Annotated in this window: 23 protein-coding genes and 2 tRNA genes; 17 read left to right on the top strand and 8 right to left on the bottom strand. The window is 69.8% G+C overall.

Annotated features, from left to right (window positions below):
• Positions 1-13: 13 nt before the first annotated feature.
• Together G537_RS0116190 and G537_RS0116195 are read right to left on the bottom strand one after the other, a co-directional pair.
• The gene (locus G537_RS0116190) at positions 14-433 is read right to left on the bottom strand and encodes a VOC family protein (RefSeq protein WP_026871010.1); all 420 of its coding nucleotides are present in this window, start codon (positions 431-433) and stop codon (positions 14-16) included.
• A gap of 160 nt (positions 434-593) precedes the next feature.
• Positions 594-1,295, bottom strand: coding sequence for an aspartate/glutamate racemase family protein (locus G537_RS0116195; RefSeq protein WP_026871011.1), 702 nt, complete (start codon positions 1,293-1,295; stop codon positions 594-596).
• A gap of 193 nt (positions 1,296-1,488) precedes the next feature.
• Here G537_RS0116195 and ybaL point away from each other — a divergent pair, with 193 nt between their 5' ends.
• From ybaL to G537_RS0116210, 3 genes are all read left to right on the top strand, one after another.
• Positions 1,489-3,282, top strand: coding sequence for a YbaL family putative K(+) efflux transporter (gene ybaL, locus G537_RS0116200; RefSeq protein ID WP_026871012.1), 1,794 nt, complete (start codon positions 1,489-1,491; stop codon positions 3,280-3,282).
• Positions 3,283-3,776: 494 nt separating this feature from the next.
• Positions 3,777-5,024 (top strand): oxalate/formate MFS antiporter, encoded by a 1,248-nt coding sequence (gene oxlT, locus G537_RS0116205; protein WP_026871013.1) that lies wholly within the window; start codon positions 3,777-3,779, stop codon positions 5,022-5,024.
• A 235-nt stretch (positions 5,025-5,259) separates the two neighbouring features.
• Entirely contained in the window at positions 5,260-5,616 is a 357-nt protein-coding gene (locus tag G537_RS0116210) for a hypothetical protein (protein ID WP_026871014.1), read from the top strand.
• Positions 5,617-5,625: 9 nt separating this feature from the next.
• Here G537_RS0116210 and phnF read toward each other — a convergent pair whose 3' ends face one another.
• Entirely contained in the window at positions 5,626-6,360 is a 735-nt protein-coding gene (phnF, locus tag G537_RS0116215) for a phosphonate metabolism transcriptional regulator PhnF (protein ID WP_026871015.1), read from the bottom strand.
• A gap of 112 nt (positions 6,361-6,472) precedes the next feature.
• Between phnF and phnG the strand changes: the two genes are divergently transcribed.
• The 9 genes from phnG to G537_RS0116260 all read left to right on the top strand — a co-directional run bounded on the left by phnG (position 6,473) and on the right by G537_RS0116260 (position 14,169).
• Positions 6,473-6,925: a phosphonate C-P lyase system protein PhnG gene (gene phnG / locus G537_RS0116220; RefSeq protein WP_026871016.1), complete on the top strand. Its 453-nt coding sequence runs from the start codon at positions 6,473-6,475 to the stop codon at positions 6,923-6,925.
• Complete coding sequence (phnH, locus tag G537_RS0116225; protein ID WP_026871017.1) at positions 6,922-7,527, top strand: phosphonate C-P lyase system protein PhnH; 606 nt, start codon at positions 6,922-6,924, stop codon at positions 7,525-7,527. Before phnG ends, phnH begins: the two co-directional genes overlap by 4 nt.
• Positions 7,528-7,531: 4 nt before the next feature.
• Positions 7,532-8,650: a carbon-phosphorus lyase complex subunit gene (locus tag G537_RS0116230; RefSeq protein WP_026871018.1), complete on the top strand. Its 1,119-nt coding sequence runs from the start codon at positions 7,532-7,534 to the stop codon at positions 8,648-8,650.
• 495 nt (positions 8,651-9,145) lie between these two features.
• Positions 9,146-10,069, top strand: a complete 924-nt coding sequence (locus tag G537_RS0116235) for an alpha-D-ribose 1-methylphosphonate 5-phosphate C-P-lyase PhnJ (RefSeq protein WP_026871019.1) — start codon at positions 9,146-9,148, stop codon at positions 10,067-10,069.
• The gene (gene phnK, locus G537_RS0116240) at positions 10,066-10,845 is read left to right on the top strand and encodes a phosphonate C-P lyase system protein PhnK (protein WP_026871020.1); all 780 of its coding nucleotides are present in this window, start codon (positions 10,066-10,068) and stop codon (positions 10,843-10,845) included. The genes G537_RS0116235 and phnK overlap by 4 nt, the downstream gene beginning before the upstream one ends.
• A 3-nt stretch (positions 10,846-10,848) precedes the next feature.
• A complete protein-coding gene (phnL, locus tag G537_RS0116245; protein WP_034851888.1) occupies positions 10,849-11,556 on the top strand; it encodes a phosphonate C-P lyase system protein PhnL in 708 nt (235 codons plus the stop codon).
• Positions 11,553-12,686: an alpha-D-ribose 1-methylphosphonate 5-triphosphate diphosphatase gene (locus G537_RS0116250; RefSeq protein ID WP_026871022.1), complete on the top strand. Its 1,134-nt coding sequence runs from the start codon at positions 11,553-11,555 to the stop codon at positions 12,684-12,686. The genes phnL and G537_RS0116250 overlap by 4 nt, the downstream gene beginning before the upstream one ends.
• 239 nt (positions 12,687-12,925) lie before the next feature.
• On the top strand, positions 12,926-13,630 hold the full coding sequence (locus G537_RS0116255; protein ID WP_026871023.1) for a DUF1045 domain-containing protein: 705 nt from the start codon (positions 12,926-12,928) through the stop codon (positions 13,628-13,630).
• Complete coding sequence (locus G537_RS0116260) at positions 13,627-14,169, top strand: MOSC domain-containing protein (RefSeq protein ID WP_026871024.1); 543 nt, start codon at positions 13,627-13,629, stop codon at positions 14,167-14,169. Before G537_RS0116255 ends, G537_RS0116260 begins: the two co-directional genes overlap by 4 nt.
• Before the next feature lie 16 nt (positions 14,170-14,185).
• On the opposite strand, the gene poxB is transcribed toward G537_RS0116260, so the two are convergent.
• Complete coding sequence (gene poxB, locus G537_RS0116265) at positions 14,186-15,913, bottom strand: ubiquinone-dependent pyruvate dehydrogenase (RefSeq protein ID WP_026871025.1); 1,728 nt, start codon at positions 15,911-15,913, stop codon at positions 14,186-14,188.
• A 207-nt stretch (positions 15,914-16,120) separates the two neighbouring features.
• Between poxB and G537_RS0116270 the strand changes: the two genes are divergently transcribed.
• Positions 16,121-17,407 carry an MFS transporter gene (locus tag G537_RS0116270; protein ID WP_026871026.1) on the top strand — a complete coding sequence of 429 codons (1,287 nt, stop codon included), beginning with the start codon at positions 16,121-16,123 and terminating at the stop codon, positions 17,405-17,407.
• A gap of 5 nt (positions 17,408-17,412) precedes the next feature.
• On the opposite strand, the gene G537_RS0116275 is transcribed toward G537_RS0116270, so the two are convergent.
• Positions 17,413-18,264: a universal stress protein gene (locus G537_RS0116275; protein ID WP_026871027.1), complete on the bottom strand. Its 852-nt coding sequence runs from the start codon at positions 18,262-18,264 to the stop codon at positions 17,413-17,415.
• A gap of 200 nt (positions 18,265-18,464) precedes the next feature.
• Here G537_RS0116275 and G537_RS0116280 point away from each other — a divergent pair, with 200 nt between their 5' ends.
• Positions 18,465-18,791, top strand: a complete 327-nt coding sequence (locus tag G537_RS0116280; RefSeq protein ID WP_026871028.1) for a hypothetical protein — start codon at positions 18,465-18,467, stop codon at positions 18,789-18,791.
• Between the two features lie 10 nt (positions 18,792-18,801).
• On the opposite strand, the gene G537_RS0116285 is transcribed toward G537_RS0116280, so the two are convergent.
• The 3 genes from G537_RS0116285 to G537_RS0116295 form a co-directional block, all read right to left on the bottom strand.
• On the bottom strand, positions 18,802-19,611 hold the full coding sequence (locus G537_RS0116285) for an endonuclease/exonuclease/phosphatase family protein (RefSeq protein WP_081688844.1): 810 nt from the start codon (positions 19,609-19,611) through the stop codon (positions 18,802-18,804).
• A 131-nt stretch (positions 19,612-19,742) separates the two neighbouring features.
• Positions 19,743-19,818: transfer RNA gene (locus tag G537_RS0116290), tRNA-Asn, on the bottom strand.
• 135 nt (positions 19,819-19,953) lie between these two features.
• Positions 19,954-20,027: transfer RNA gene (locus tag G537_RS0116295), tRNA-Cys, on the bottom strand.
• A gap of 209 nt (positions 20,028-20,236) precedes the next feature.
• On the opposite strand from G537_RS0116295, the gene G537_RS0116300 reads away from it, so the two are divergent.
• From G537_RS0116300 to G537_RS0116310, 3 genes are all read left to right on the top strand, one after another.
• Entirely contained in the window at positions 20,237-20,893 is a 657-nt protein-coding gene (locus G537_RS0116300) for a protein-L-isoaspartate O-methyltransferase family protein (RefSeq protein WP_026871030.1), read from the top strand.
• A 36-nt stretch (positions 20,894-20,929) separates the two neighbouring features.
• On the top strand, positions 20,930-21,253 hold the full coding sequence (locus G537_RS0116305; RefSeq protein ID WP_245579034.1) for a rhodanese-like domain-containing protein: 324 nt from the start codon (positions 20,930-20,932) through the stop codon (positions 21,251-21,253).
• A 2-nt stretch (positions 21,254-21,255) separates the two neighbouring features.
• Positions 21,256-21,869 (top strand): TolC family protein (locus G537_RS0116310; protein WP_162146115.1); only part of this gene is annotated, 614 nt, incomplete at its 3' end.

Raw genomic sequence — 21,869 nt, forward strand, 5'->3', positions numbered from 1 at the left:
CTCCGCTCCGGATCTACCAGGTGCCGGTGTTCGGCATCGACACCCAGGGCTCCGCCGGCGCTTTCGCCTCGCCCTTCTGCAGAATCTCGATCGAGATGTTGTCGGGCGAGCGGACGAAGGCCATGCGGCCGTCGCGCGGCGGCCGGTTGATGGTGACGCCCGCCTTCTGCAGCTTGTCGCAGAAGGCGTAGATGTCGTCGACCTCATAGGCCAGATGGCCGAAATTGCGGCCGCCGGTGTAGACCTCGGGGTCCCAGTTGTAGGTCAGCTCGATCGGCGCGTCCTCCTGCCCCGGCGGCGCCAGGAAGACCAGCGTGTAGCGGCCCTTCTCGTTCTCGGTCCGGCGGGTCTCCTTCAGGCCCAGCAGGTCGCGGTAGAAGTGCAGCGACTGCTCCAGGTCGGTCACGCGGACCATGGTGTGCAGGTATTTCATCGTCATCCTCCGAAAGGGCGCGGCCGTCGCGATGGCGGCGTGTGTCGGATCGTCGATCGGCGGGAGTCCGGCGGGCGCGGGAGGCGGGCCGGATTCGGAACCGCGCTACAATCGTCGCCCGGCACGGGTCTGGCAAGCCGGTCGGCTGTCGGGCGGGCGATCAGCCGCGCCCGGTCCCGACCGCCCGGCGCAGCGCCGCCTGGGCCAGCAGCCGGGTCGAATCGAGCGTCGGCAGCGGCGAGTTCGCGTCGTCGATGATCAGCGGGATCTCGGTGCAGCCGAGGACGACGGCGTCGCAGCCCTCGTCCTTCATCCGCCCGATCACCCGCTGGAAGCAGGCGATGCCCTCGGGCGTGAACCTGCCGTAGACCAGCTCATCCATGATCACGCGGTTGGTCTCCTCGCGCTCCGCGGGCGTCGGGCGCAGACCCTCTAGCCCGCGCGCCGCCAGCTTCTCCGGATAGACCTCGCTGTCGACCAGCCAGCGCGTGCCGGTCAGACCGAGCCGCCGGAAGCCGCGGGCGACGGCCTCCTCCGCCACCACCTCGGCGATGTGCAGCCAGGGCAGGGGCGAGCGCGGCAGCACCTCGGCCATCGCCTGATGGATGGTGTTGTCGGGGCAGATCAGGAAATCCGCGCCGATCCGCGCCAGCTTCTCGGCCGAGGCCAGCATCAGCCGCGCCACGCCCGACCGGTCGCCGCGCTCGAGGCAGGCGACATAGTCGGCGAGGGACGGGGTGTGCATCGAGACCTCGGGATGGGCGTGCGGGCCGAGCAGCCGCGCACCCTCCGTGCAGATGGTCCGGTAGCAGAGCGCCGCGCCTTCGGCGGAGCAGCCGACGATGCCGATATGCTGGGGCATGGGGATCCTGGTGCTTCACGAACGCCTCCCCGGATTATCGCTACGCCGCCATCGGCTTCCAAGCCGGAGAAAATTTCGTCGTCGCGCATATCAAAGGTTGTGATCGGCGCCTTCAATCATAAATGATGGACACCGTGTCGGCCCGGCCGATGCATCCCCGACCATCTCTGCTTCCGGAGGCCGAGGCGCATCCATGCCGCACGACACCCCCCTGATCGCCACCATCGTCGCCGGCCTCGGTCTCGCCTTCGTGTTCGGCGCCATCGCCAACCGGCTGAAGGCGCCGCCGCTGGTCGGCTATCTTCTGGCCGGGATCCTGGTCGGCCCGCACACGCCGGGCTTCGTCGCCGACCAGGCGCTGGCGCCGGAGCTGGCGGAGATCGGCGTCATCCTGCTGATGTTCGGTGTCGGGCTGCATTTCTCGCTGAAGGACCTGCTGTCGGTCCGGGCGATCGCCGTGCCCGGCGCCGTGGTGCAGATCGGCTTCGCCACCGCGCTCGGCCTCGGCCTGGCCCTGGCCCTCGGTTGGACCGTCGCCGGAGGCCTGGTCTTCGGCCTCGCCTTGTCGGTCGCTTCGACCGTCGTGCTGCTGCGGGCACTGCAGGAACGCCGGCTGGTGGAGACCGAGCGCGGCCGCATCGCCGTCGGCTGGCTGATCGTCGAGGATCTGGCGATGGTGCTGGCGCTGGTCCTGCTGCCGGCGCTGGCGGGGCTGGTGAATGGCGGCATGGATGTCGGCTCCGATCCGCTCGCCGTCTCCCTCGGTCTCGACCTCGGCGTCGGCGGCATCCTGGTGCTGACCCTGGTCAAGGTCGCCGCCTTCGTCGCGCTGATGCTGGTCGTCGGCCGCCGGGTGATCCCCTGGGTGCTGCACTATGTGGCGCACACCGGGTCGCGCGAGCTGTTCCGTCTGGCGGTGCTGGCGATCGCGCTCGGTGTCGCCTTCGGCTCGGCCAAGCTGTTCGGCGTGTCGCTGGCGCTCGGCGCCTTCTTCGCCGGCATGGTGCTGAGCGAATCCGAGCTCAGCCACGCCGCGGCGCAGGAGACATTGCCTCTGCGCGACGCCTTCGCGGTGCTGTTCTTCGTCTCGGTCGGCATGCTGTTCGACCCGACCAGCCTGTGGCGCGACCCGCTGCCGCTGCTGGCCGTGGTCTTCATCATCGTCATCGGCAAGTCGGTCGCCGCCTTCGTCATCGTCCGTCTGTTCGGCCATCCGGTGACGACGGCGCTCTTGATCTCCGCCAGCCTGGCGCAGATCGGCGAGTTCTCCTTCATCCTGGCCGAGCTCGGCGTGAAGCTCGGCCTGCTGCCGGAGGCCGGGCGGGACCTGATCCTGGGCGGCGCGATCCTGTCGATCCTGCTCAACCCCGTCGTGTTCAACGCCTTCGGCCGGCTACGGCCGCTGCTCGAGCGCCCGGCGCCGGCTCCGGCCGCTCAGCCCGAAGAGGTGCCGCCGGCGGAGGTCGCGGCGGCGCCCGAGGCGCCGCTTCCAGCCGAACCGGCCACGCTGGAAGAGCCCGCGGCGCCGACCGCGCTCACGGACCACGTCGTGCTGGTCGGCTATGGGCGCGTCGGCAGCCTGATCGGCGCGGCGCTGCAGGCGGCCGGCCGGCCCTTCCTGGTGATCGAGGACGCCGACCAGCCGTTGGCGCGGCTGCGCGAGGCCGGGATCGAGACCATCGTCGGCAACGCCGCGGTGCCGGAGGTGCTGAGTCTGGCCAATCTGCCAGGGGCCCGGCAGCTCGCCGTCGCCGTCCCGAACGCCTTCGAGGCCGGACAGATCGTTGCCCAGGCCCGGGCCGCCAATCCCGGCATCGCCATCATCGCCCGGGCGCATTCGGATGCCGAGGTCGAGCATCTCCGCAGCCTCGGCGCCGACGCGGTGATCATGGGCGAACGCGAGATCGCGCGCGGCATGGCGGAGGCCCTGGCGGGCCAGGACACCCCGGCCGCAATTGCACCAGGCGCGGGACTCTTCCACGCCTGACGCAAACCTGTTGCACGGGGAAGCAGGTTCAGACATATTACATTTTGTATACCAGCTGGAATCCTGCCGATCATGACTGGTCGCGGGCAGACCCGCCGACGGTTGAGAGGAGATTGTCGGCCCGCGCCGTCGCCGATCGCGCATCCGGGCGACGCGACATGTCGGTCCGGCTTCGATGCCAAGCGGCGCTCAGCGCCTGCCTTCCTCCATGACTCGATTGGCGCTCAGCGCCCTACGCCTTTGCAGGCTCTGCCCGACGATTCGGGATCAGGCAGGGTCGGCCTCCGGAAGCCCGGACGGCCGGTCCGATCCCGCAGGCTCCGTCGATGTAGACCATCGGAGGCCAAAGAACCGCCGGCATTCAACGACCGGCCGAACGAGTGCAACGAGACACTGGGAGAGCCATCGCCATGAGTGCGATTTCCAACGCGAACGCGGGGACGGGGAGAGCTCCGACGAATCGCTGGATTCAGCTAGTCGCCGGCATCGTCTGCATGGTTGCCGCCGCGAACATCCAGTACGCCTGGACCCTGTTCGTGCCGGAGATCCAGGAGACCTATGGCTGGAGCCGGGCCGCGATCCAGACGGCCTTCACCATCTTCGTCATCGTCCAGACCTGGCTGACTCCGATCGAGGGCTACTTCATCGACAAGTACGGCCCCCGCGCCCTGGTGCTGGTCGGCGGCGTCATGACCGGCCTGTCCTGGGTCGTGAACTCCTACGCCACCTCGCTGACCGGCTTCTATGTCGGCGCCGTGATCGGCGGCATCGGCGTCGGCTGCGTCTACGCCACCTGCGTCAACGCCGCGCTGAAGTGGTTCCCGGACCGGCGCGGCCTGGCCGTGGGCCTGACCGCCGGCGGCTACGGCGCCGGCTCGGCCCTGACCATCATCCCGATCGCCAACGTCATCGCCGGCTCGGGCTATCAGACGGCGTTCTTCTGGTTCGGCCTGATCCAGGGCGGCATCATCTTCCTCGCCGCCTGGTTCCTGCGCGCGCCGCAGAAGGACGAGGTCACGCATTCGACCAAGGTCGCCCAGGTGCGGCGCGACTACACCCTGGGCGAGGCGCTGCGCACCCCGGTGTTCTACGTCATGCTCGGCATGTTCATCTGCACCGTCACCGGCGGTCTGATGGCGGTCGCCCAGCTCGGCGTCATCGCCCAGGATCTCGGCGTCAAGGACATGCCGGTGAACCTGTACTTCTTCACCATGGCGGCGCTACCATTCGCCCTGATGCTCGACCGCATCATGAACGGCATCTCGCGGCCCTTCTTCGGCTGGGTGTCCGACCATATCGGGCGCGAGAAGACGATGTGCATCGCCTTCACCATGGAAGGCCTCGGCATCGTCGCGCTCGGCACCTTCGGCCACAATCCCTGGGCCTTCCTGATCCTGTCGGGCGTCGTGTTCCTGGCCTGGGGCGAGGTCTACTCGCTGTTCAGCGCCACCGCCGGCGACACCTTCGGCACCAAGCATCTCGGCAAGATCTACGGCGTGCTGTACTGCGCCAAGGGCGTCGCCGCCCTCCTGGTGCCGATCGGCAACCTGCTGATGGAGGCGACCGGCACCTGGTCCTCGGTGCTCTACACCGTCGCGGCGATGGATCTGATCGCCGCCTTCATGGCGGTGGCGGTCCTGCGGCCGATGCTGCAGCGCCACCACGCGCGCAACGCCTCGGCCGTGCCGGCGGAGCCGGAGCGGGCGACCAGCCACAGCGGTCGGCTGGCCAGCGCCAATTAGGCTCTCGGGCCGGTCCTCCGGCCGGCCCCGCAGGACCTGACCCGGCCGCACATTCCGTCCCAAAGGCGGCCGGGGATTTTCGGAGCGGCAGCGCCGCTCCCCAGGGACGGTAGAGCCGGGCCGGGAGGGCTGCCCCTCCCGGCCGGTTTTCGTCGCGGCCAGGCTCCGACCTCGTGCCGCGATGCCGCCGGACCGGCTTCCCAGATCCGCCACAATCCGCCGGAACGATGCGGCCATGTCCGCGCTTCCCGCCATCTCCCGCGGCGTCAGCCGCTTCCTGTTCATCCTCCTGGTGCTGCTGGGCTGGATGCTCGCGGCGGCGCTCGGCCTGATGCTGTCCGGCTGCGGCGGCGAGGACGCGCTCGGCCTGGTGATCCTGACCGTGGCCTTCGTCGGCATCGTGGTCTGGCCGCTGACTCTCTTGGTGCTGATCGGCCTTGCGGTGCTTGCGATCCGCTGGCGTCCGTTCCGGGACGGCGCTGCCGGTCGCACCCTGGCGACAGCCGCGGGAATCGGATTCGCGATCGCATTGCTGAGCGCGGCCGGCACGCTGGGCAGCGCGGGATCCTGCCGAATCAGCTTCGGCTTTTGAGACCGGCCGTCAGCTCTCGAACACCAGCTGGATGCGGTCGCTGGCGAAGCTGGACAGGCCGAATTCGACCACCCGTCCTTCGGCATCGACATTGACCGCCTCGGTCGCCATCACCGGCCGGGTGCGGGTGATCTCGAGCAGCCGCTGCTCCCGCGCATCCGGCAGCCGGGCCGAGACCCGGGTGCGCCGGCGGGTATAGTCGGTGACGCCGTAGCGGGCGAAGCTCTTTGTCACCGAGCCCGTCTCGCGGAACACGTCGGCCAGCCCCGGAAACTGCGCCGCCGGGAAGTAATGGCTGGCCAAGCTGAGCGGCAGCCCATCGGCATGCGACCGGGTGTCTAGCCGGATCACATCGGTCCCGGCCGGGATCTCCAGCTCCCGCGCGATCGCGGCCGGGGCGGGTTCTATGGTCGATTCCAGCAGCTCCAGCCGGGCCTCCCGGTTCTCCCGGCGCATGTTCTCGTGGAAGCGGGTGCGCCGGCCGATCAGATAGGCGATGGCGCCGAGATGGACGAAGGTGCCGCGCCCCTGGGTGACGTCGACCAGGCCCTGCTCCTCCAGCTCCGCCATCGCCCGCCGCACCGTGTGGCGGTTGACGCCGAACCGATCCGACAGCTCCGCCTCGGTCGGCAGCCGGGCCCCGGCCGGGTGCACGCCGTCGCGGATCTCCCGCTCCAGCGTCTCGCTGATCTGGCGCCACAAAGCGACGCCGGCGCCGCGGCTGAGCGAGGTGCGCGGGGTCATGCCAACTCCGTCACGCAAATTTCATCCTTCCCGACTTGCGGCTGTCGCCGAATTCCGTCCATGATCTAAACATACGGATGACTAGATGAATAGGCAATAGGTCTATCAGCCTATGAGCAACGAAACCGAACGGCGGCGGGGCTGGATGGCCGTGCTGGCCAAGGCCGATCCCCGGATGCTGCAACGCCTCTGGGCGGATCTCGCGGTCGAGGACGGCTTCACCGCCCTGCGGCCGGCCGAAACCGGCATGGTGATGGTGCGCGGCCGTGCCGGGGGCGACGGCATGCCCTTCGCGCTCGGCGAGATGACAGTGACTCGCTGCGCCGTTCGCCTGGACGGCAGCGACGTGCTGGGCTTCGCCTATGTCGCCGGCCGCGACCGACGCCATGCCGAGATTGCCGCCAGGGCCGACGCCCTGCTGCAGACCGACCGGCACGACGCCGTGCAGGCCGGGCTGATCGCGCCGCTCCGCGCGGCCCAGGCCGAGGCGCGAGAGGCGGCCCGGCGCAAGGCTGCGGCGACGCGGGTCGACTTCTTCACCATGGTGCGGGGAGAGAACCCGTGAGCGCGATCCTCGACTCCGCAGCCCTCCTGCCCGGCTTCGCCGACCCGGTGCTCGGCAGCCAGTCGGTGTTCCGCGCCCTGCTCGAGGCCATGTCCCGGCCGGGCCGGCCGGTCACCTGCCCGCAGCCGGTCGCGGCGCCGGAGCGGCTCGGCCCCGCCATGGCGGCGGCGGCGCTGACGCTGGTCGATCTCGACACACCGGTCTGGCTCGATCCGGCACTGTCGACGGCGGCGGTGCAGAGCTTCCTGCGCTTCCACACCGGTGCGCCGCTGGCCGATGATCCGGCCGCTGCCGCCTTCCTCCTCGTGGCCGACGCCGCCGCCTTGCCGCGGCTGGGCGGCCTGGCCCTGGGCGAGGACCGCTATCCCGACCGCTCGGCGACGCTGCTGGTCGAGGTTGCGGCGCTGGACGGGCCGGAAGCGGGGCGGTTCACCGGCCCCGGCATCGCCACGGCCGAGCCGGCCCGCATCGCCGGCCTGCCGGGCTGGTTCCGCGAGGACTGGGCGGCCAATGGCGCCGCCTATCCCCTCGGCATCGACCTTCTGCTGACCTGCGGCGACCGCATGCTGGGCCTGCCGCGCACCACCCGCTGGGAGGGCTGATCCGATGTATGTCGCCGTCAAAGGGGGCGAGCGCGCGATCGAGAACGCCCAGAGGCTGCTGGCGGAGGCCCGTCGCGGCGACCCGGCGGTGCCGGAGATCGCGCCGGACCAGATCCGCGAGCAGCTCGGCCTCGCCGTCGACCGCGTCATGGCCGAAGGCTCGCTCTACGACCGCGATCTCGCGGCGCTGGCGATCAAGCAGGCGCAGGGCGATTTGGTCGAGGCGATCTTCCTGCTGCGCGCCTATCGCACCACGCTGCCGCGCTTCGCCGTGTCCGAGCCGATCGACACCGCGAAGATGACGGTGCGGCGCCGCATCTCCGCCACCTACAAGGACATCCCGGGCGGTCAGGTCCTGGGGCCGACCTACGACTACACCCACCGGCTGCTCGACTTCGCCCTGGCCGCTTCGGGCGAGCCGCCGGCGGCGCCGGAAGGAGAGGCGGGGCCGGAAGGGCCGGTGCCGCGGGTGGTCGACATCCTCAACCGCGAGGGTCTGATCGAGCGCGAGGCCCAGGCGCCGGAAGGGCACGAGCCGGTCGACCTGACCCGCGACCCGCTGACCCTGCCGGCCGATCGCGACCAGCGGCTGCAGAACCTGGCGCGCGGCGACGAGGGCTTCCTGCTGGCGCTTGGCTACTCCGTGCAGCGCGGCTACGGCGGCAACCACCCCTTCGCCGGCGAGATCCGGCTGGGCGAAGTGGCGGTCGAGATCGTGCCGGAGGAGCTGGGCTTCCCGATCGAGATCGGCGAGATCACCGTCACCGAATGCCAGATGGTGAACCAGTTCGCGGGATCGAAGTCGGCGCCGCCGCAATTCACCCGCGGCTACGGCCTGGCCTTCGGCCATTGCGAGCGCAAGGCCATGGCGATGTCGCTGGTCGACCGGGCGCTCAGGGCGCGCGATCTGGGCGAGGCGGCGCGCTATCCGGCGCAGGATGAGGAGTTCGTGCTGGCGCACAGCGACAATGTCGAGGCCTCGGGCTTCGTGCAGCATCTCAAGCTGCCGCACTACGTCGATTTCCAGGCCGAGCTGGAGCTGATCCGCCGGCTGCGGGCGGAGCATGAGCGCCGGGCCCGTGAGGCGGACGAGGCGGCGACCCGGAAGGAGGCGGCGGAATGAGCGCCGGTATCGTGATGAAGAGGGTAGGGCGGGGCCACCCCCTCACCCTCCCAGCCCTGGCGGGCTGGGTCTCTCCCTCTTCCCGAGGCTATCGCATTCACAGATCTCCGAGCGCTATCCATTTGCCTCTCCCGCTTGCGGGAGAGGTCGGGCTCGCGCAGCGAGACCGGATAAGGGCGGCCCGGCCGCGACACCAGGGCCAGCGTTTCAGGATAAGGGCGGATCATGGGCTCGCTCGATGCAAAGCTGTGCTTTCGGCGAGGCCGCGATCCCCTCACCCGGACATCCTTCGGATGTCCGACCTTTCCCGCAAGCGGGAGAGGCAATCTGTTCATAGGCCCGCCGTCGGTGCCACTGATCAATGTCTGAATGCCGTAGCTCTCCGAGGAGAGGGGAATGGGGCCAGGCGCGGGTTCACCTCTCCTTGGGGAGAGGTCGAAATCGCGCAGCGATTTCGGGTGAGGGGGCGAGCCGATGTCTGACGTGGGAACTGCCGTGACCAGGGATCCAGGCTACAACTTCGCCTATCTCGACGAGCAGACGAAGCGGATGATCCGCCGGGCGCTGCTGAAGGCGGTGGCGATTCCCGGGTACCAGGTGCCGTTCGGCGGCCGGGAGATGCCGGTGCCCTATGGCTGGGGCACGGGCGGCATCCAGGTGACCGCCAGCATCATCGGCCCGGACGACGTGTTGAAGGTGATCGACCAGGGCGCCGACGACACCACCAACGCCGTCAACATCCGCCGCTTCTTCGCCCGCGTCGCCGGGGTGGCGACCACCGAGGACACCGGCGAAGCCACGGTGATCCAGACCCGCCACCGCATCCCGGAGCAGCCGCTATCCGAGGGCCAGATCCTGGTCTACCAGGTGCCGCAGCCGGAGCCGCTGCGGCGGCTCGAGCCGCGCGAGACCGAGGCCCGGATGATGCACGGCTATGCCGATTACGGGCTGATGCATGTCCGCCTCTACGAGGACATCGCCCGCTACGGCCATATCGCCACCACCTACGACTATCCGGTGATGGTGCACGGCCGCTACCTGATGGCACCGTCGCCGATCCCGAAATTCGACAATCCGAAGATGCACATGAACCCGGCGCTGCAGCTGTTCGGGGCGGGGCGCGAGAAGCGGATCTACGCCATTCCGCCCTATACCCAGGTGGTCAGCTTGGATTTCGAGGACCACCCCTTCACCATCCAGCATTGGGACCAGCCCTGCGCCCTGTGCGGGGCCGAGGACAGCTATCTCGACGAGGTCGTGCTCGACGACGCCGGCGGTCACATGTTCGTCTGCTCCGACAGCCATCACTGCCGCACCCGGCGCGAGGCCGGCCATCGCGGCGCCCTGAGCGGCGAGGCCCTGGCCGCCTATGATCGCGCGGTCGAGCAGGCGCAGCACTCCAAGGGAGCCGAGGCATGAGCGGCGACATCCTGCTGCGGGTCGAGGGCCTGACCAAGCTGTACGGCGACACCGTCACCGGCTGCCGCGACGTCTCCTTCGAGATGTCGCCCGGCGAGGTGCTGGGCATCGTCGGCGAGAGCGGGTCGGGCAAGACCACGCTGCTCAACTGCATCTCCGGCCGGCTGCCGCCCAGTTCCGGAGCGGTCGCGTTCGACACCCGTGTCCGCGGCCTGACCGACATCTACGCCCTGTCGGAGCCGGAGCGGCGGATGCTGGCCCGCACCGACTGGGGCTTCGTGCACCAGAACCCGCGCGACGGGCTGCGCATGGATGTCAGCGCCGGCGCCAATGTCGGCGAGCGGCTGATGGCGGTCGGCGCCCGGCATTACGGCCGCATCCGCGGCCAGGCGCAGGACTGGATGGCGAAGGTCGAGCTCGACCTCGGCCGCATCGACGACCGGCCGGTGACCTATTCCGGCGGCATGCAGCAGCGGCTGCAGATCGCCCGCAATCTGGTCACCAATCCGCGCCTCGTGTTCATGGACGAGCCGACCGGCGGCCTCGACGTCTCGGTCCAGGCCCGGCTGCTCGACCTGTTGCGCGGGCTGGTGCGCCGGCTCGGCATCGCCGTGGTGCTGGTCACCCACGATCTCGCCGTCGCCCGCCTGCTGGCCGACCGCCTCATGGTGATGCGGCATGGAAAGGTGGTGGAGACCGGCCTGACCGACCAGGTTCTGGACGACCCGCAGCACTCCTACACCCAGCTCCTCGTCTCCTCCGTCCTGCAGGTCTGAGCCATGCCGAACACGACTGCTATGATCGAGGTCTCCGGCCTGTCCAAGACCTTCGTGCTGCACAATCAGGGCGGCGTGCGGCTGCCGGTGTTCGGCGGCGTCGATTTCGCCGTGGCCGCGGGCGAATGCGTGGTGCTGGGCGGCCCGTCCGGCGCGGGCAAGAGCACCTTCATGCGCACCCTCTACGGCAACTACCTGGCCTCTGCCGGGCGGGTGCTGATCCGGCATGGCGGCGAGATGGTGGACATCACCGCCGCGCCGCCGCGGAAGATCCTGGAGGTCCGGCGCCGGACGCTCGGCTATGTCAGCCAGTTCCTGCGGGTGATCCCGCGCGTGCCGACGCTGGAGATCGTCAAGGAGCCGATGCTGGCCTCCGGTATCGCCGAGGCGCAGGCCGACCGCCGCGCCCGCACGCTGCTGGCCCGGCTCAACCTGCCGGAAAGCCTCTGGTCCCTGCCGCCCGCCACCTTCTCGGGCGGCGAGCAGCAGCGGGTCAACCTCGCGCACGGCTTCGCGATGGAGTATCCCATCCTTCTCCTCGACGAGCCGACGGCCTCGCTCGACGCCGACAACCGGCGCGTGGTCATCGAGCTGATCGAGGAGGCCAAGGCACGCGGCGCCGCCATCGTCGGGATCTTCCACGACACGGCGGTGCGCGACCGGGTGGCGACCCGGATCTTCGACGTCACGCTCTACAAGGCGGCCGCATGAGCACGGATCTGATCTTTTCGAACGCCCGGATCGTCACGCCCGAGGCCGTCGTCACCGGAACCCTGCGGGTCGAGGACGGCCATATCGCGGCGGTGGAGGAGGGGGCGTCCCGCGCCGGCGAGGACGCCGATGGCGACTACCTGATCCCCGGTCTGATCGACCTGCACACCGACCACCTCGAGCGGCACATCGCGCCGCGGCCGGGCGTGATGTGGAACAGCGTCTCGGCGGCGCTGGCGCACGACGCCCAGGTCGCCACCGCCGGCATCACCACCGTGTTCGACAGCCTGTCGCTGATGAGCGAGCACAAAGGGGTGCCGCGCGGCACCCTGCTGCGGCCCATGGTCGACGGGCTGGAGGCCGCGCGCCGCCAGGACATGCTGCGGGCCGACCATTTCCTGCATCTGCGCTGCGAGGTCGCCGACCCGCATGTGCTCGACTACCTGTCGGTGCTGGTCGAGGACCCGTCGGTGCGGCTGCTCTCGATCATGGATCACACGCCCGGGCAGCGGCAGTACGCCCAGGTCGAGAAATGGCGCCAGGCCAACCGCCATCGCTACAGCGAGGCGGAGCTGGATGTGCTGATGAAGGAGCGCCAGGCGGCGCAGGAGGCGCATGCGCACCGGCACCGCCTCGCCATCGCCGAGCTCGCCGCCCGCCGCGGCGTGGCGCTGGCCAGCCATGACGACGAGACCCCGGCCCATGTCGACGAGGCGGTGTCGCTCGGCGTCTCGATTTCGGAGTTCCCGACCACCCGGAGCGCGGCCCAGGCGGCGCGGACCCACGGCCTGTCGATCCTGATGGGCGCCCCGAACGTCGTCCGCGGCGGGTCGCACAGCGGCAATGTCGGCGCGGCGGAGCTGGCGGCCACCGGGCTGCTCGACATCCTCGCCTCCGACTACGTGCCGATCAGCATGCTGCACGCCGTCTGCCTGCTGGCCGAAGCGCCGGTCGGGCTCGGCCTGCCGGCAGCAGTGGCGCTGGTCAGCGCCAACCCGGCCAGGGCGGCGGGTCTGGACGACCGCGGCCGGATCGAGCCCGGGCTGCGGGCCGACCTGGTCCGCTTCCGCCTGATCGACGGCGTGCCGCATATCCGCGGCGTCTGGCGCGCCGGCAAGCGGGTTGCTTGAGCTGGTCGAGCCGATGAACCACCGCGTTGCCTCTCCCGCTTGCGGGAGCTTTTCGAGACATCCGTCCCATACCCCTCATTGCGAGGAGGCGAAGCCGACGAAGCAATCCAGAGGCCAAGGCGAGCTGCCCTGGATTGCTTCGCTGCGCTCGCAATGACGGTGTTGGGAATTGGAAAAGCGCCCGCCAGGCGGGAGAGGTAACGCGAACCACCTGTTCGCCCGATGTTCGAGATGGCGATATGAACCGACGCTATGCGATTTATTTCGCCCCACCCGGGGGGTCGGCCTTGGCTGAGCTCGGCGCCGAGTTGCTCGGCCGCGACCCGGAGACAGGGGAGGCGCGGCCGCAGCCGCAGCTCGATGGCATCGATCCGGACCGGTTCCGGGCGATCACCGCGGACCCTCGGCACTACGGCTTCCACGCCACGCTGAAGGCGCCGTTCGCCCTGGCAGAAGATGTGACCGGCGAAGACCTGCATCAGGCGGTCGAAGCCTTCGCGGCAAGCCGTGCCCAGGCGACCGGCCCGGCGCTGACGCTGGCCTCGATCGGCGGCTTCCTGGCGCTGGTGCCGTCGGCTCCGGCGCCGGCGGTGAACGCCCTGGCCGATGCCTGCGTCGAGGCCTTCGACCGGTTCCGGGCGCCGCTCTCCGCCGCCGAGCTTGAGCGGCGGCGCCGGTCACCGCTGACGCCGGCGCAGGACCGGCATCTCGAGCGCTGGGGCTATCCCTATGTGTTCGAGGAGTTCCGCTTCCACATGACCTTGACCGCACGCCTGACCGACGCGGCGGAGCACGACCGGATCCGTACCGTTCTGGCGGAGCGGACGGCCCCGGTCTGCCGCGATCCGCTGGTGATCGATGCGATCACGGTGTTCGAGCAGGACAGCCGCGACGCGGCCTTCCGCATCACCGGCCGCTATCCGCTGCGGGGCGCCTCGGCATGAAGGCGGTCGTGACCGCGGTCGGCCTCAGCCCGACCCACAGCTTCAGCAAGCCGGTGCTCGATTCGATCCGCCTCCTCGCCGGGCTCGGGGTCCAGGGCGATGCCCATATGGGAGAGACGGTGAAGCACCGGTCACGGGTGCGGGTCGACCCGACCCAGCCGAACCTGCGCCAGGTGCATCTGATCCAGGCCGAGCTGCACGACGAGCTGGCTGCCGCCGGCTTCGTCGTGAAGGCCGGGGAGCTGGGCGAGAACGTCACCACCCGCGGCATCGACCTGCTGGGCCTGCCGACCGGCGCCAGGCTGCGCATCGGCGCCGAGGCAGTGGTCGAGATCACCGGCCTGCGCAACCCCTGCGCCCAGATCGACGGCTTCCAGCCGGGCCTGCTGAAGATGGTCCTGGGCCGGGACGAATCCGGCAACCTGGTGCGCAGGGCCGGGGTGATGGGCATCGTCCTGGCCGGCGGCACGGTGCGCCCCGGCGACCCGATCGCGATCGAGCTGCCGCCGCAACCGCACCGCCCGCTGGAGCGGGTGTGATCGCCCCGGGCGGGACCTACCGCCGCAGATTGGTCTTCGCCAGCTCGATCAGCTCGCTGCCGCGGCCGTTGATCACGGCGCGCAGCATGTACATGCCGAAGCCGGCGACCTGGCTGGCCGAGACGGTGGGCGGCATCATCAGCTCCAGCTTGTTGGTGGCGACGTCGATCACCACCGGCCCGTCATGGTGCAGGCCGCGTCGCACCGCCGCCTCGACCTCGCCGGGGTCCTCGACGCGGATGCCGAAGATGCCCATCGACTCCGCCATCGCCGCGAAGTTCGGGTTCTCCAGGTCGGTGTAGGTGTCGAGGAAGCCCGACGCCTTCATCTCCATCGCCACGAAGCCCAGCACGCCGTTGTTGTAGACCACCACCTTCACCGGCAGGTTCTGCTGCTTCAGCGTGATCAGGTCGCCCATCAGCATGGTCAGGCCGCCGTCGCCGGACAGCGACACCACCTGGCGCTTGGGATAGGCCGCCTGGGCCCCGATCGCCTGGGGCAGGGCGTTGGCCATCGAGCCGTGGCTGAGCGACCCGATCATGCGCCGCTTGCCGTTGACCTTGAGATAGCGCGCTGCCCACACCGCCGGCGTGCCGACGTCGAAGGTGAAGACCGCGTCGTCGTCGGCCAGCTCGCTGACCAGCCGGGTCAGGTATTGCGGATGGATCGGCGGCCGGCCCGGCGTGCCGGTGGCGAGGTCGTCCAGTCCCTCGCGCGACTTGACGTAGTCCTCCAGCGCGGCGTCGAGATGGCTGCGGTCCTCCTTGACCTCGAGCCGCGGCAGCAGCGCCGCGATGGTCTCGCGCACGTCGCCGACCAGGCCGAGCTCCAGGCTGCAGCGCCGGCCGAGATTCTCGGCCCGGATGTCGACCTGGATGATGCGGGCGTCGGCCGGATAGAACTGGCGGTAGGGGAAATCCGTGCCCAGCATCAGCAGCACGTCGCAGTTCATCATGGCGTAGTAGCCGGAGGCGAAGCCGATCAGCCCGGTCATGCCGACGTCGTAGGGGTTGTCGTACTCGACGAACTCCTTGCCGCCGAAGGCGTGGACGATCGGGGATTTCAGCGTCTCGGCCAGGCCCATCAGCGCGGCATGGGCGCCGGCGCAGCCGCGGCCGCAGAACAGCGTCACCCGGCGGGCCTCGTTCAGCAGCGCCGCGGCCTTCTCGATCTCGGCCTCGGCGGGCACGACCACCGGCGGCGCCGGCAGCAGAAACGGGGAATGCCGCCGGTCGCCGATCTCCTGCAGCGCCACGTCGCCGGGGATGACGACGACGGCGACGCCGCGCTTGGCCACCGCCTCGCGCATCGCGATCTCCAGCACGCCGGGCAACTGCACCGGGTCGGAGACCAGCTCGCAGTAATGGCTGCATTCCTGGAACAGCGTCTGCGGGTGGGTCTCCTGGAAATAGCCGCGGCCGATCTCGGAGCTCGGGATATGCGCGGCGATCGCCAGCACCGGCACGCGGTTGCGGTGGCAGTCGAACAGGCCGTTGATCAGGTGCAGGTTGCCCGGCCCGCAGCTGCCGGCGCAGACCGCCAGCTCGCCGGTCAGATGGGCCTCGGCTCCGGCGGCGAAAGCGGCGACCTCCTCATGCCGCACCCGGATCCAGTCGATCGTCTTCTTCCGCCGCAGGCTGTCGGTCAGCCCGTTCAGGGAATCGCCGACGATGCCGTAGATCCGCTTGACCCTAGCGTCGGCCAGCATATCGGCGATCAGATCGGCAACCGTTCTCTTGGCCAAGATCGGTCCTCCTGCCATCGGGTTGGGCTTCGGCATGATAGCCGGATGAGGCGCTGTCCGAAGCCAGAACGGTTCGATGGCGGCTGCAACAGGTTTCGTGGACCCCGGCATGCGGGCGTAGCGCTGCCCGGCCGGACTGCGCTGCTCTAGGGTCCCGATCCTGCACCCTTTGGTAAGACAAATCGATCATCGAACGGCAGAGCCGACATGACCCATGCCATCGCCGCCGACCTTCCGTCGAGGCGCCTCAACGCCGGTGACTACAGGACCCTCGGCCTGGCCGCGCTCGGCGGCGCGCTGGAGTTCTACGATTTCGTGGTCTTCATCTACTTCGCGACCGCGGTCGGGCAGCTGTTCTTCCCGGCGGAGATTCCGGACTGGCTGCGCCAGTTCCAGACCTTCGGAATCTTCGCCGCCGGCTATCTGGTCCGGCCGCTGGGCGGGATCGTCATGGCGCATTTCGGCGACCGGCTGGGCCGAAAGCGGATGTTCACGCTTAGCATCCTGCTGATGGCGGCGGCCACGCTCGGCATGGGGCTGCTGCCGACCTATGCCCAGATCGGCGTCTGGGCGCCGGTCGCGCTGCTGCTGCTCCGGATCCTGCAGGGGGCGGCGATCGGCGGCGAGGTCCCGGGCGCCTGGGTGTTCGTGGCCGAGCATGTCCCGGCCAACCGCATCGGCTATGCCTGCGGCACGCTGACCGCGGGCCTGACCGCCGGCATCCTGCTCGGATCGGTGGTGGCGACGGTGGTCAACGGCAGCTTCAGCCCGGCCGAGATCGCCGACTGGGCCTGGCGGCTGCCGTTCCTGCTCGGCGGCGCCTTCGGGCTGCTCTCGGTCCATCTGCGCCGCCTGCTGCAGGAAACCCCGGTCTTCCGGGAGATGCAGGCCCGCAAGTCGCTGGCGGCGGAGCTGCCGCTGAAGGTCGTGGTGCGGGACCATATCGGCGCCGTGGTCGTATCGATGCTGCTGACCTGGGTACTGGCGGCCTCGATCGTGGTGGTGATCCTGATGACGCCGGCGCTGCTGGCCAAGCTGAACGGCGTGCCGCTGCCGCTGGCCCTGGAGGCGAACACCCTCGCCACGCTGTGCCTGCTGATCGGCTGCATCGCCGCCGGCGCGATCATCGACCGGGTCGGCGCCGGCCGCTTCTTCGCGATCGGCAGCCTGCTGCTCGGCCTCGGCACCTGGCTGTTCTACACCCGGGGCGCGGCCGACACCGGCCTGCTGCTGCCCAGCTACGCCCTGACCGGCCTTCTGGTCGGCGTCGTCGGCGGCGTGCCCTTCGTCATGGTCCGCGCCTTTCCGGCGGCGGTCCGGTTCAGCGGCCTGTCCTTCTCCTACAACGTCTCCTACGCCGTGTTCGGCGGGCTGACGCCGCTGGTGATCCCGGCGCTGCTGGCGCTGAACCCGCTGGCGCATCTCTACTACATGCTGGCGCTCTGCCTCCTCGGCTGCGCCATCGGCCTGTGGCTGATGCGGCGGGAGAGCTGAGCGACTCAGCGCAGCATCAGGACCGGGATCAGGCACGACCGCACCATCGCCGTGGTGGTGCTGCCGATGATCAGGTTGCGGATGCGGGAATGGCCGTAGGCGCCCATCACCAGCAGGTCGATCGACGCCTCCGCCACCTCGGCCGCGATCACCGCCTCCGGCTCGCCCGGCAGGATCCGGGCGCGGATGTCCCAACCGGCGTCGCGCAGCTTGGCCTCGGCCGAATCCAGCTTGGCCTCGGCCTCCTCGTCCGGGCTGCCGGCCATCAGCAGCTCGCCCTCCAGCCCGCGCAGCAGCTGGCCATTGGCGATCATGTCGACCGCCTTGATCACGCTCGGGCCGCCGTCGAAGGCGATCAGGAAGCGCCGGATCGGCTTGAAGGCGCGGGCGGCGACCAGAACCGGCTTCTTCGCCGCGCGCGCCACCCGCTCCAGATTCGAGCCGGGATGCAGCTTGGCGAAGTCGGCCGCCTCGCCGCGCTTGCCGATGACGATCAGGCTGGCGTCGGGTTCGAACTCGCCGACGGTCTCGACCAGGTCGCCGTTGTAGAGATGGATGTCGATATCGGCGACGCCGGCCTCCTTCAGCCGGCTGCGGCCTTCCTCCAGGATCAACCGGCCGCGCTTCTGCGACAGGCTGGCCCGCTGCTCGTCCATCGCCGCCAGCTCGGCCAGGATGTCCTGGGAATAGGCGACCAGGGTGCCGCTGATGTCGACCGGGATCGTCGACACCTCGCGTCGGCCCAGCACATGCAGCAGCTCGACCGGCTGGTTCAGCCGCGACGCGGCCCAGGCCGAGAGATCGCAGACGCTCTGGGAGTAGATCGAGCCGTCGATACAGGCGAGCACCTTGGCCATGTCATCGACTCCTATGGGCCGCGCCCGCACCGGGCCGCTCGGCGATACTGGAAGACTGACTCAACGCCGATATCGACTCAACAATCTGGGATGACGGCCGGGCCGATCCAAGATCGAGGCGGACCGAGCGCCACGCGCATCGGAACCCGGGATCATCGCGTGCCGTAGACCAGCAAGACCATGCAAGACAGGAGCACGCCATGCCCGACAGCGCCAAGGAGAAGCTCGTCGACTTCGTCACCAGACGCGCCTTCGACCCCGTCCTCAAGGCCCAGCCCGAGGGGATGTCCGACGCCGAGAAGCGCAAGCTGGAGCATGTGCAGGATGCGACCCGCTCGGAGATCGAACGCTTTCGCGGCTACGGCTCGGCCCGGGAAGTCGTGGTCAACTTCAAGCGGGACCTGGATTCGGAGCCCGCGCGGAAGGTGCATGCCGAGCTGAAGTCGCTGGGCCTGCCGACGATCAACGACATCCGCGAGGAATTCGAATCGATGGCCAAGGAGCTCGGCGTCGACGCCTCCCGCTGAGCGGGGCGCGTCAGGCGGCTGCCGACAGCGTCGCCGACGCGTCGGGCAGGGCGGCCGCCAGATCGACCACGGCCTTGAGCGGCAGATGGTCCGACGCGATTCGCGACAGCGGGCTGCGATGGACCTCGACCGAGCGGAGCACGCCGCGCGGCCATCCCAGGATGCGGTCGAGCGACACCAGCGGCAGCGGGGCGGGGAAGCTGGGCGGGCTCGCGTCGAGCGGCCCGAACAGCGCGCCGAGCGGCTGCAGCGAGGAGCGCCGTCCGGGGCGCCATTCGTTGAGGTCGCCGACCAGCAGCGTCGGCATGCTCTCGCCTTCCGCGATCTCCTCGAGGATCGTGGCGGCCTGGCGCATCCGGCAGCGGCGCAGCAGGCCGAAATGGGCGGCGATCACCCGCAGGCGGCCGGCCGGCAATGCCAATTCGGTGACGATCGCCCCGCGCGGCTCGGCCCCCGGCAGCGACAGGCGGCGCAGGCGGGTGACCACGCCCTCCCTTACCAGCAGCGCGTTGCCGTGCCAGCCATGGCCGTCGGGCAGGTCGGAGACATGCACCAGATGCAGGCCGCTGTCGCGGCGCAGCGTCTCGGCGTCGAGCAGGCCGGAGCGCCGGCCGAAGCGGCGGTCGACCTCCTGCAGCGCCACGACGTCGGCGCCGAGCTCGGCGACCACCGCGGCGATGCGCAGCGGGTCGAAACGCCGGTCGAGGCCGACGCATTTGTGCACGTTGTAGGAGCCGACCACGATCGGCCGGACGGGGACCGTCTCGGTCGGTGTCGGGGGCAGGAGGCCGGGGCAGGAAGACGAGTCGTACGGGGCCATCTCGGTTCCGGAAAGCCGGGACCGTCCTGACAACGCCCGGAAGCGCTCATCATTTAAGGGATCGGCCCGCCCATGCCAAGCCGCTGCGACGGAATGTACCGGCGTCGACGGTCTTCGATGGGAAGAGGAAGTGGCTCCCTGGACTGGACTCGAACCAGTGACCCGCTGATTAACAGTCAGCTGCTCTACCGACTGAGCTACCAGGGAACACGAGCGCCGGATCGCTCCGGGCTGTCGGTGGCGCGGCTTATAGCAACCTCGCCCCGCCCTGCCAAGCCTCACTTGCGCTTCCGATGACACTTTTTGGAGGCGCGGGTTCGGCCGGCATTCCGGCGGGCCGTTTGGAGGCGCGAGCCGGAATCGAACCGGCGTGCACGGATTTGCAGTCCGCTGCTTGACCACTCAGCCATCGCGCCCCGACGGCGGCCCCCGTATATCGTCCGCCGAGAAGCAGGGTCAAGAGACGAACGCGCCGGATGTTGCGGTGGTGCTCGTCCGGCCCGACACGGCCGGCCGGCATCAGAGCGATTGTGTTGCGAGCGCGAAGGCCGATATAACCGCTGCGTTTGAGCCCGCGGCGGCCGTCCGGCCGCTCCGGCTCCCCGTTTTCGGATACCGGATCGCCATGGTCGACTACGCAGCCGCCCGTCTCAACATGGTCGAAGGGCAGATCAAGCCCAACAAGGTCGTCGACCAGGCCCTGATCGACGCCATGATGGCCGTCCCGCGCGAACGCTTCGTGCCGGCCGAGCGGCGTGGCGTCGCCTATGTCGACGAGGATGTGGCGATCGGCAGCGGCCGGGTGCTGATGGAGCCGCGGGTCCTCGGCCGGCTGCTGAACGATGCCCGGATCACGCCCGACGCCCGGGTGCTGATCATCGGCGCCGGCACCGGCTACAGCGCCGCGGTCGTCGCGCGCATCGCCGGGAAGGTGGTCGCGCTGGAGGAGGACAAGGCGCTGCTCGCCACCGCGCGCGGCGTGTTGGCCGAGCTCGGCGTCCAGGGCGTGACCCTGGTCGAGGGGCGGCTGGCGGAGGGCCGGCCGGCCGAGGGGCCCTACGACGTCATCCTGATCGACGGCGCGGTGGCGGAGGTGCCGGCGGCGCTGATCGCGCAGCTCGCGCCCGGCGGCCGCCTGCTCACGGTGGTGGATGACGGCGACGGCGTCGGCCGTGCTATGCTGGTCAGCGCGATCGACGGAGTCGCGTCGCAGCGCCCGCTGTTCGACGCGACGACGGCAATCCTGCCGGGGTTCGAGCGCAAGCCGGCCTTCCAGTTCTGAGGGGCGGTCCTTTAGGAAGAAATGGCGGGGCATCGGGTGCAGCAGTTCGAGATCGACGTGGCGACCCTGGCGGCCTGGCGGCGCGACGGCGCCGATCACTGCCTCGTCGACGTGCGCGAGCCGCAGGAGCTGGCGCTGTGCCGGATCGAAGGCTCGCTCGACATCCCGATGGGTGAGATTCCGGGACGGCTGGAGGAAATTCCGGGCGATCGCCCGGTGATCGTCATGTGTCACCACGGGGGGCGCAGCGCGCAGGTGGTGCGGTGGCTTTCGGCGAGGGGCATGGACAACGTGGTCAATCTGCGCGGCGGTATCGACGCCTGGGCGCGCGAGATCGACCCAACCATGGGACGGTATTGACGATGACACGAATTGGATGGTTCGGGCTCTCCACCGCGGTGTTGTCCGCCCTGCTGACGCTGGGCGCCGCCCCGGCCTCGGCCCAGTCGATGATGGAGGCGCTGGCCTCGGCCTACGCCACCAACCCGGACCTCGCCGCCGACATCGCCCAGCTGAAGGCGACCAACGAGGGCATCGCCCAGGCGCTGTCGGGCTACCGGCCGCAGGTCACCGCCAACGCCAGCATCTCCAGCGAGTTCAGCAACACCACCGCCGACTTCGCCCAACGGGGAGAGCCCCTTCAGACCGGCGGATCGCAGGGCAACTGGCACGAGGTCAACCCGGCCTCGCTCGGCATCACCATCACGCAGAACATCTATGACGGCGGCCAGACCCCGGCGGCGGTGAACCAGGCCGAGAACACGATCATGGCCACCCGGGCGGTGGTCCAGACGACGGAGCAGACGGTGCTGCTGGACGCGGCGACCGCCTATGCCGACGTGGTCCAGGCCCAGGCGGCGCTGGACGTGCAGCGCAACAACGAGGCGGTGCTGCGCCGGCAGCTGCAGGCGACCCAGGACCGGTTCAATGTCGGCGAGGTGACGCGCACCGACGTCAGCCAGGCCGAGGCCAGCCT

This window comes from Inquilinus limosus DSM 16000, assembly GCF_000423185.1.
Lineage (GTDB): Bacteria > Pseudomonadota > Alphaproteobacteria > DSM-16000 > Inquilinaceae > Inquilinus > Inquilinus limosus.